The 9,190-nt window shown below is 69.3% G+C and carries 8 protein-coding genes; 1 reads left to right on the top strand and 7 read right to left on the bottom strand.

What is annotated here, in order from left to right; genetic code table 11:
* From Q7S93_RS15320 to Q7S93_RS15310, 3 genes are all read right to left on the bottom strand, one after another.
* On the bottom strand, window positions 1–976 hold a 976-nt coding region (locus Q7S93_RS15320; RefSeq protein ID WP_304714812.1), incomplete at its 3' end, for a M14 family metallopeptidase.
* A 261-nt stretch (window positions 977–1,237) separates the two neighbouring features.
* Window positions 1,238–2,257 carry a FecR family protein gene (locus Q7S93_RS15315; RefSeq protein WP_304714811.1) on the bottom strand — a complete coding sequence of 340 codons (1,020 nt, stop codon included), beginning with the start codon at window positions 2,255–2,257 and terminating at the stop codon, window positions 1,238–1,240.
* The gene (locus tag Q7S93_RS15310; RefSeq protein WP_304714810.1) at window positions 2,220–2,738 is read right to left on the bottom strand and encodes an RNA polymerase sigma factor; all 519 of its coding nucleotides are present in this window, start codon (window positions 2,736–2,738) and stop codon (window positions 2,220–2,222) included. The genes Q7S93_RS15315 and Q7S93_RS15310 overlap by 38 nt, the downstream gene beginning before the upstream one ends.
* A gap of 293 nt (window positions 2,739–3,031) precedes the next feature.
* On the opposite strand from Q7S93_RS15310, the gene Q7S93_RS15305 reads away from it, so the two are divergent.
* A complete protein-coding gene (locus Q7S93_RS15305) occupies window positions 3,032–5,545 on the top strand; it encodes a TonB-dependent receptor domain-containing protein (protein WP_304714809.1) in 2,514 nt (837 codons plus the stop codon).
* A gap of 7 nt (window positions 5,546–5,552) precedes the next feature.
* Here the strand turns inward: Q7S93_RS15305 and hfsH are convergent, their stop codons facing one another.
* From hfsH to Q7S93_RS15285, 4 genes are all read right to left on the bottom strand, one after another.
* Window positions 5,553–6,320, bottom strand: coding sequence for an oligosaccharide deacetylase HfsH (gene hfsH / locus Q7S93_RS15300; RefSeq protein ID WP_304714808.1), 768 nt, complete (start codon window positions 6,318–6,320; stop codon window positions 5,553–5,555).
* Complete coding sequence (gene hfsG, locus Q7S93_RS15295) at window positions 6,320–7,240, bottom strand: polysaccharide biosynthesis protein HfsG (RefSeq protein WP_304714807.1); 921 nt, start codon at window positions 7,238–7,240, stop codon at window positions 6,320–6,322. Before hfsG ends, hfsH begins: the two co-directional genes overlap by 1 nt.
* A complete protein-coding gene (hfsF, locus tag Q7S93_RS15290; protein ID WP_304714806.1) occupies window positions 7,237–8,679 on the bottom strand; it encodes a polysaccharide biosynthesis protein HfsF in 1,443 nt (480 codons plus the stop codon). The genes hfsG and hfsF overlap by 4 nt, the downstream gene beginning before the upstream one ends.
* An 11-nt stretch (window positions 8,680–8,690) precedes the next feature.
* Window positions 8,691–9,190 (bottom strand): sugar transferase (locus Q7S93_RS15285; protein ID WP_304714805.1); only part of this gene is annotated, 500 nt, incomplete at its 5' end.

Below are 9,190 nucleotides of genomic sequence, written 5' to 3'. Positions count from 1 at the left end.
TCGGCCCGCCGGTGATCTCGGTCAGCAGGCCCACCGAATTGTGGAAATAGGCGATCGAGCGCTCCATCCCGTTGTGCCAGGTGGAGTAGGGGGCGGCGCTGCGGGCGCTGGAGCCGGGCTTGTCCTCGGCCACCAGACGGCTGTGCATGGCCATGCCCACCTCCTGCAGGGTGGTCATGACCAGCGGATCGTAATTGTAGTTGGCCGGGTCGCGGAACGGCGGCACGAACACCACCATCCCGGTCGGGCCGGTCTGATGCTGGTTGAAGATGATCTGCGGGAACCACTCGCGGAAATGCTGGCGGTTAATGTTGGTCGTCTCGGCCATCTGCGACATGTAGCTGTCGCGATTGTTGTCGTGGCCTGTGTACTTTTGATAGAGGCGAGGAATGCTCTGGAATTCGCGCTTCAGAGGATCGTCGTGGCGCATGTACCAGTCCGACACCAGCTCCATGCCGTCCGGATTGTCGTGGGCGAACAGGATGATGACATCGTCCAGCGTCCGCAGGGTCTCGGCGTCGTTCAAGGTCAGCATGCGGTAGAGGATCTGGATCTGGGCCTGGCTCATCACCGTTTCGGTGGCGTGCAGGCCCGCATCGATCCAAACCACCGCCTTGCCCTCGGCCGCCAGCGCCGCAGCCTCAGCCTCGGTCAGGCCCTCGGCCTTGGCCAGACGGCGCGAGATCGCCTTGTAGTGGTCCAGATGGGCGAGGTTGGCGGGCGAGGAGACGACGGCCATCCACTGGGTGCGCCCCTCTTCGGTCTTGCCGAAGTCCACCAGCTTCATGCGGTCGGACTGGCCGGCCAGGGTCTTCAGATAGGCTTCATAGGCCGTGTAGTCGGCCAGGAAGTAGTCGCTTCCGGGGTTCTGAGCGAAGGCTTCGCTGGGGGGCGTGACGGTCGCCGCGTTGGCGGCCCCCCCCAGGATCATGACCAGCGCCAACGCGGCGCTCGCCAATGCGTGTTGTCGTTTCATTCCTAAACCCTCTTTCGACCCGGGCCGATCACCCGGCTGCAAATGGACAAATTGAAGAAGGGGCGGGGACCGGTCGTCTGGCCTCCGTCGCGCGAAAGCCTTCGGCCAGCCGTGGGGCCGGCGCGCTGGGAGAAGGGCCCAGGCCGAGGCGCCAAGGGCGCTTAAGGCGCTGCGCTGGCGAAATCCCAGCCATGAGTCCTCCGGCTATCGGCGCAGGCCGCGCCAATCTTCCCCTGCAAGACGCAGCCTGAGCCCGAAGCCTCACTCAGAAAAGACGGGATGCAGCTCGATTGTCCCGGCGGCGCTGTAGTCGGCGCGGACCAGACCATAGGCCTCCAGCGTGGCCACGAACCCAGCCATGTCGCCGGACTTGAATCGACCGCTCAGGAGCCGGGAGGCCAGGGCCGGATCGGTGATCTGGATCTTGCGCGCGGAATAACGGTTCATTTCCTCGACGATGACGCCCAGCGGTCGATTTTCAAAGACCAGGCTGCCGTCCCGCCAGTCCGTCAGCTCGTCGAGATCGCGCTTTTCCAGGGTCCACGGAGCCTCGCCGTCCTGAACCAGATGGTCGCCCGGCGCCAGGTCGACCTGGGCGCTGTCGGCGACGACCCGGACCTTGCCCTCGACCAGGCTGACCGACCAGCGCCGAGGCTCCAGCCGGACGTCGAACGCCGTCCCCAGCGCCCTCACCGTGCGGCCGCCGGCGTTGACCACGAAGGGGCGTTTCGGATCCTTGCTGACCTCGAAATAGGCCTCGCCGCGCACCAGGGTCAGGTGGCGGCCCCGGTCCCATCCGGTCAGCCGAACCTCGGTGTCGGTGTTGAGGGTCACCTTGGAGCCGTCCTCGAGTACGACCGTGCGCCGCCCGCCGACCTCGGTGCGATAGACGGCCAGGGCCTCGGCGACGGCGATCTGGGTCGGGGCGTCGGACGGCTGGGCCTGGCGCCAGGCGCCATAGCCCAGCAGGGCGGCGCCGGTCACCAGGACGGCGGCGATCCCGGCCGCCCAAGGCATGCGCGGGCGATGATTCTCGGCCTGGAGTTCGGCGGCCACGGCGGCGCGGGCGGCGAGGATTTCAGGATCTTCCTTCAGCGCGCCCAGGCGGTCCCAGGCGCCGGAGACCGAGGCCCAGGCCTGTCCGTGCGACGGGTCGGCGGCGAGCCAGGCTTCGAATTCTCTTCGGACATCGGCGTCACCCGGATGGCGTTCCAACCGCACGAACCACGACGCGGCGTCAGGATCACCGGAAAGTCCGTTGGATCGGTGATCGTCGTTCATCGGTTTCCTGCAGTCGGGTCGAGACGGCCCGAAGCGCCTTGGTGACATGCTTTTCGACGGCGCTGACCGAAATGCCCAGTCGCGTCGCGGCGGCCTTATAGCTCAATCCTTCGAAGCGGATGAGTACGAATGCCGCTCTTGTGCGGGGCGACAGCGCCTTCAGCGCCTCCACCGCGACAGAGGCCTCCTGCTTGGCCTGCAGGATCCGTTCGGGCGACAGGTCGTCGCGGGGATGCTGGATCTCCTTCAGTTCGCAATGGGCGCTGGTGCGGCGCACCGTTTCGCGACGCCGACGATCAAGCAGGACATTGGTGGCGGTCTGGAAGATGAAGCTGGGAAGGTTGGCGACCTCGACACTGCTGCGGCGGTTGTGCATCCGCAGCAGGACCTCCTGGATCAGGTCGTCGATCTCGTGAGCTTCCGCCCGACGTCCAAAAAACGCGCGAAGGGCCGGCTGGAACGGCAGGGAGGCATAGGCCAATCCCTCAGGCTCCTGGTCTGTCCCGGTCGTCTCGGCCCACGCCATTGGTTTCCCCGAACGCCCCAATTAGCCTTATTGCTGTCATGTTTGTGACAAGGGAGGGTCAGGTCAATGGGGTTCGGGCGACGCAAACGCCTCGGCGTCACGGCTGCCGGCTTTTCGGGCGATGGCGAGCGCGCCCCGTCGCTGATCGGGCGTGGCGGCGAAATTCGGCATTTTCGGCGCCCTCCGGGACTGGCCAAGCCGAGCCGCCTGCGGGAAAGGCCTCAGCTAGGCCCGGAGCCGTGTCGTCATTGAGCCTTCACCCGATTGGGACCGCCATCGCATGCCTGTCCTGCGTCTTGCTGCCGGCGACCGGCGCAGCCGCAGGCGCAGCCGACCCCACCGCGGCCTATTCCGTTCCTGCGGGCCTGCCCCTGGGGCAGGCGCTCACCCGATTCTCAGAGCAGAGCGATCGCGACATTCTCTTCACGCCAGACCTCGTCGCCGGCCTGCGGACCCGGGGGGTTTCGGGAAGGATGGACTCGGCCGCAGCGCTCACCGCCCTGCTGAACGGCTCAGGCCTCACCTGGCGGGCGTTCGAAGGGCGATATCTCATCGAGAAGGGCCGCCCGCCGCCGGCGTCTGGGCCGGAGCTTCCCGCCGCTGAATACGAGGTGGCCAGCATCATGGTGACCGCCCTGCGTCGCCCGACGCTGGAGCGCCTCACGCCGATGTCCATGCGGGTGTTTTCCGGCGAGGACCTGATGCGGGCCGGGGCGGTCACCTTCACCGATGCGGTCGAGCTGATCCCGGGACTTATCCAGACCGGCACGGGCGCGGGGCGCAACAGGCTCAGCCTGCGGGGCGTCTATGGGGCCGGCGAGGCGACCACCGCCCTCTATTATGACGAGGCGCCGGTGACCGGGCCCAGCGGCACCACCGCCGATCCGGGCGGCTCCTCGCCGGAATTCCTGCTGGTGGACGTGGCGCGGGTCGAACTGCTTCGCGGGCCACAGGGGACGCTCTATGGCGCCGGCGCCATGGGCGGGGCGCTGAAGGTGGCGTTCAATCGGCCGGACCTGTCGCAGGCCGGCGGCCAGGTCTCGGCGACCGTCTCGACCAATGCCGGCCGGGTTGGCGGGGGCGCGACCCTGGTGCTCAACCACCCCCTCGTGCGCGACCGCATCGGCCTTCGCCTTGCGGCCTATCGCCAGGAGGATCCCGCCTATGTGGACAATGACCGCCTGGGCCTCTCGCATATCAATGAGAGCCTTGTCCGAGGCGTCCGTCTGGGGCTGCGCGCGCAGTTCACCGACGACCTGACCCTGGACCTGACCGCGGCCTATCAGGACAGCGATCTGGCCGACACCAGCGCCGGCTCGGCGACGGCCCCGCGTCATGTCAGCCGCGCCTATGTGAGAACCCCCTTCGACGGCGAGATCGCCTTCTATCAGGGGGCCGTGTCCTGGCGAGGCGAAGGGGTGAGCCTGGCGGCCAACACCGCCGCCTATCGCTGGGATAGCACCCGCTATATCGACTATACCGCCACCCTGGAGACCGAGCGCCTGAATCCGGAAGGATGCCGCCGCTACCTGCAGCCCTCTGCTGGCCTCTGCACGCCCGCCCAGCTGGACGTCTACGCAACCTATGTGGACAGCCGCAGCCCGGGGCTCCTCTATCAGCCGATCCAGCTGAACGCTCAGGTGCAGGAAATCCACCTCCAGTCTGACACGGAGGGGGCCATCGCCTGGACGGCGGGTCTGTTTCGCGAGGTCCGCGACGATGTCATCGACAGCCAGGTGCTGGCGGCCGATCCGCAGACCGGCCTGCCGCGGCCCGATGCGGGATTTACCGGCCGGCGTATCGTCGACAGCCGGCTGACTCAGCGGGCCGTGTATGGCGAGGTCACGCTCGGCGCCGATCGCGACACCTCCCTGGTCCTGGGCGCGCGCCGATTCGAATATGAAAAGAAGACCCGGGGCGCGGCTCTCGTGGTCAATGTGATCTCCAACACCGCCGACGCCAATTTCCGCACGGCCACCCGGGAGGGGGGCTGGAGCCTGAAGGCCCTGGCCAGCCACCGATTTTCCCCGACCGCCTTGGGCTATGTGCAGGCCTCCCAGGGGTTCCGGCCCGGCGGGGTCAATCCAGCGCCGGGCCTGCCGGAGAACCTGTCGGCCTACGGCGCCGATTCCCTTTGGAACTATGAGGTCGGCGTGAAGGGAAGCTGGCTGGACAACCGTCTGACCCTCGACGCGGCCGTCTACAGGATCGACTGGCAGGACATGCAGTACACGGCCAACAGCGCCAACGGGGCCTTCTCCTTCATCACCAATGTCGGCAAGGCCCGGGTGAATGGTCTGGAGGCCGACGCCACCCTCTGGCTCAGCCCGGTCCTGCGCGGCGGCGCCAACCTTGCGGTGACCGACGCCGTGCTGACCAGCGATCAGGCCGGCGCCGACGGAGCCGGCCTGGGTTCGGAGGGCGACCGGCTGCCAGCCGTGCCGCGCGTGGCCGCCGGCGGCTGGCTGGAGCGCAGGGTCGACCTGCCGGAAGGGTGGACGGTGCTGCTGCGCGGCGATCTGTCCTATGCCGGGGCCTCGCACAGCACCTTCAATCCCGGCGTCGGATCCGACACGGCTTTGGGCGACTTCTGGCTGCTGAAGTTGCGCGCCACGCTCCGCGCCGACGACTGGTCCCTGGCGGCGTTTGTCGACAATGTCACCGACACCCATGCGGTGAAATTCGCCACTTCGGGGCGCAGTCCGGTCATCTATGCGCCTGGGCCGCGCCGCCTCGGCCTCGCCCTGTCCTACGCCTTCTGACGGGGTGTCAGGGGCGCAAGCCCAGGCGCTTCGCGCCCTGGGCCGGGGTGACGATCTCGGCGCCGCCGTCGAGCGCGCGGTCGATCAGGCGCGCCAGGGCCTCGGGCGTGCAGCCCCAGGGGGATGGCGTCTCTCGCACATCGTGGGTGTAGAGGATCAGCCAGGCCTTGCGGGCGAGGGCCTCGTCCAGCCAGCGGCTGGCGACGGCCTCGCCATCGGCCCCTTCGATCCCCACGGCCGGCGTCTGGTTCAGGTCCGTGCCGGCGGTGATCACCCCGTGATGCAGGGCGCGCAGGGTGGCGTAGCTGGGCGCCAGCGCCTGCTTTGGTCCGGCGGCGACGTCGCCATAGGGATAGGCGAAGCTGGTCACCGTCCCGGTCCCCCATTGCGCCAGGACCGCCAGGTTGCGCGTCGCGTCGGCCTTGGCCTGGGCGCCGGAGGCGCGGCCGCAGTCCAGATGGGTGAAGGTGTGGCAGGCGATCTCGTGGCCGGCCCTCGCCAGAGCCGCGTAGTCCTCAGCCCCCGCATAGCGGCCCATCGGCCCCTCGGTCCCCGCCAGCCCGGCCGAGACATAGAAGGCGCCTCGCACGCCCCGGGCCTCCAGCAGGGCCGCGCCCGCCTGCGCCGCGCTGAGGGGGGCGTCGTCGAAGGTGAAGGAGACCATCGGCGCCTCGGGGGCGCGCTCCAGGGGCCGGCGATGGGCCAGGCGGACCAGACGGCGGCGGATCTTCCCCTTGAGCGAACGGTCGGGCTGGTAGGCCTCAGTGGGCGACATCAGACAGCCTCGGCGTAAAGGGCGGCGCGATAGAGGCGCATGGCGAAGGCGCGGGTCTTCAGCGGCGCCAGGCCATTGAGGGCATAGGCCTTGATCATCGGCCGCCAGAGGCCCCGCAGGGGCGCGCGGCGCAGCAGGCGCGCGACGCGGTAGCTAGGATAGGTGCGCACCACCTGCGGATGGGCGGCGACCACCCGGGCGAAATTGGCCGCCGACTGCTCATACTTGGCCGCGATGGTGGCGGCGCTGTCGAGGCCGAGGTGGGTAGCGGTGTTATCGATGTGCAGGATCGGCCAGCGCCGGGCCACCCGCATGCCCCACTCCACGTCCTCCCAGCCCCAGCCGGCGAAGCCTTCGTCAAAGCCTTCGGCGGCGAAGACGTCCCGGCGGACCAGGAGGTTGGAGGTGAAGACGTGCTTTTCCGGCGCGGCCATCCGCTCAGACGCGGGCAGGCAGTCGCTGTGGCCGGCCATGGCCCGGTGCAGGGCCTGGTCGGGGCGCGGCTCCACCTGCAGCAGCGAGAAACCGCCGAAGGCCACGGGCGGGTCGTCCTGCGCGATCAGGTTCAGCCAGCGGCCCAGGAAGTCGCTGGAGTCCGGCGCCATGTCGCTGTCGAGGAACAGGAAGTGTCCGGCCCGCGCATGGCTGACCAGCCGGTTGCGGCCCTTGGCCCGTCCCTCATTGCGCGCCAGGGTCACCAGGCGGGCAGGCAGGGGCAGGGCTTCGATCTGCGCGCGCACCCGGTCGGTGAGGCCGGCGTCGGCCGTGCCGTCGTCCAGGACGACGATCTCGGCGGCGACGGGCTCACGCCCAAGGGTGGCCAGGAGATCGCAGGGGTCGTCGCCCTTGAAGGGGATCAGCACCGAGAGGCGCGGCTGGCCGCCGGCCCAGGGCGCATTGTCGAACAGGGTCTGATTCATGCGGTTCGCGCCCTGTGGCCGCGGACCAGGGCCAGGCCCCGGCTGCGCAGGGCGCCAGTGTCCAGGGCGAAGGTGATGGCGCCGAACACGATGGCGCCGAGGCCCGCCTTCAGGATCAGCTCGGCCCAACCCCCCAGGGCCGGAACCTGGGCGACCGCAGCGCCCATCACGGCGGTGGCGAAGATGGTCTGCAGGAAGGGCGTCCACGGCACCGGCAGGCGAAGGCTGCGGGCGCCGAGCGTCATCGAGGCCGCCAGCCCCAGGCCATAGCTGGCCACGGTGGCCCACAGGGCGCCGTCGAGGCCGAAGCGCGGGATCAGGAGCAGGTTGAGGATCAGGTTGGCGATGGCCGGGACGGCCATGGCGCCCAGCAGCAGTTCGGTGCGCTGGCCGAGCGTGAAGGCCTGATGGAAGTAGTAGGTGGTCAGGCCCGCCAGCAGGCCGCTGGCGGCGATCCAGGGGGTGACGTGGGCGGCGCCGACGGCGAGCTCTGAGCCCACCATCAGATGCGACAGCGGCGCAGCCACCAGGGCCAGGCCCACGGCGGCGGGCACGCAGAGCAGCAGCATGAGGCTGGCCTGTTCGCGGGCTGCGGCGCCAAGCTCTCCAGGGCCGCCCCGCTCCAGGGCCGCGATCAGGGCCGGGCCGCCGGCGGCGCCCAGCCAGATGAACAGGACGTCCAGGGTGCGGTTCGCCAGGCTGTAGCCAGCGTGATAGACGCCCACCGCCGCCTCATCGAGGAAGGCCGCCAGCAGGAACCGGTCGGTGGTCGAAAGCACAAGCGCCAGGATCAGCGACAGGGCGACCGGCAGGCCATAGCCGAGATAGCTGCGCGCCCGGGGCGCTTCAAACGCGCCGCCGCGGCTGTGCGCCAGTTCGGCGGGCAGGGTCCAGGCCATGCAGATGGCGGCGGCCACGCCGAACCCGATCAGCGGGGCGGCGCCGCCAAAACCCATATAGGCCAGGATCGCGCCGACCCCGAAGGCGCCCAGGGTCTGGATGATGTCGATGGAGGCCGCGCCGGCCACTTCGCCCGCGGCCCGGCGGCGTTCCTGGGCGAGCTTGGCGAAGGTGCGGGGCAGGACCGCCAGCACCCCGCAGACCACAGCCAGCCGCAGGCCAGGCGCCATGGGGATCAGCAGCGCCGCGGCCAGCGCCAGCGGCAGGACGACCAGCAGGGCGAGCCAGGTGCGATAGACGGTGGCCGCATGGGCGCCGCCCTGGCCCTTGTCGGCCTCCGCCACCCAGAACCGGGCCATGGCGGCCTCGTTCCAGGTGAAGATGGCGGTGTGCAGCAGGCTCATCACCGAGAAGCCGAGGGCGTAGTCGCCAAACTGCGAGGGGGCCAGCAGGCGGGTGAAGGTGACGATGGTCGCCAGCCCCACCAGGCCTTGGATGATGTTGACCGGCAGATAGCCGACCACGCCGCGCCAGAACATGCGTCCTGCCCCTAGCGGACGCCCTGCCGATCCCCAAGGAGACAGGGAATGGTCAGGGCGATGATGCAGAGGTCGAGCCAGATCGACTGGCGCTCGATATATTCGATGTCCAGCTGGATGCGGCGGCGGACATCGGCCGGGGTGTCCACCGGCCCGCGAGAGCCGTGGATGGCGGCCCAGCCGGTCATGCCGGGCTTCATTCGGTGCCGGTGGGCGTATTCGGCCACCAGCCGGGCGGACTCCACATCGCCGGTCATCATGCCGATGGCGTGGGGGCGGGGGCCGACCAGGGACATCTCGCCGGCGAGCACATTGAAGATCTGCGGCAGCTCATCAAGGCTGGTGCGGCGGATGAACCGGCCCACTCGGGTGACCCGCACATCGTCGGCCTGCACCTGCTGGCGGGCCCTGGCGTCGGCGAGGTCGTGGCGCATGGAGCGGAACTTCCAGACCACGATCTCTTCGTTGTTGAAGCCCTGGCGACGCTGGCGGAACAGGATGGGGCCGGGGC

The organism is Phenylobacterium sp. (assembly GCF_030646615.1).
Classification (GTDB): domain Bacteria; phylum Pseudomonadota; class Alphaproteobacteria; order Caulobacterales; family Caulobacteraceae; genus Phenylobacterium.
The sequence above is the reverse complement of the archived record's forward strand: the minus strand, read 5'-3'. Positions and strand labels throughout refer to the sequence as shown.

Excerpts from the sequence above, each read along its gene's own strand:
- Q7S93_RS15315 (WP_304714811.1), bottom strand. The coding sequence starts at position 2,257 with ATGAACGACGATCACCGATCCAACGGACTTTCCGGTGATCCTGACGCC.
- hfsH (WP_304714808.1), bottom strand. The coding sequence starts at position 6,320 with ATGTCGCCCACTGAGGCCTACCAGCCCGACCGTTCGCTCAAGGGGAAG.
- hfsG (WP_304714807.1), bottom strand. The coding sequence starts at position 7,240 with ATGAATCAGACCCTGTTCGACAATGCGCCCTGGGCCGGCGGCCAGCCG.
- hfsF (WP_304714806.1), bottom strand. The coding sequence starts at position 8,679 with ATGTTCTGGCGCGGCGTGGTCGGCTATCTGCCGGTCAACATCATCCAA.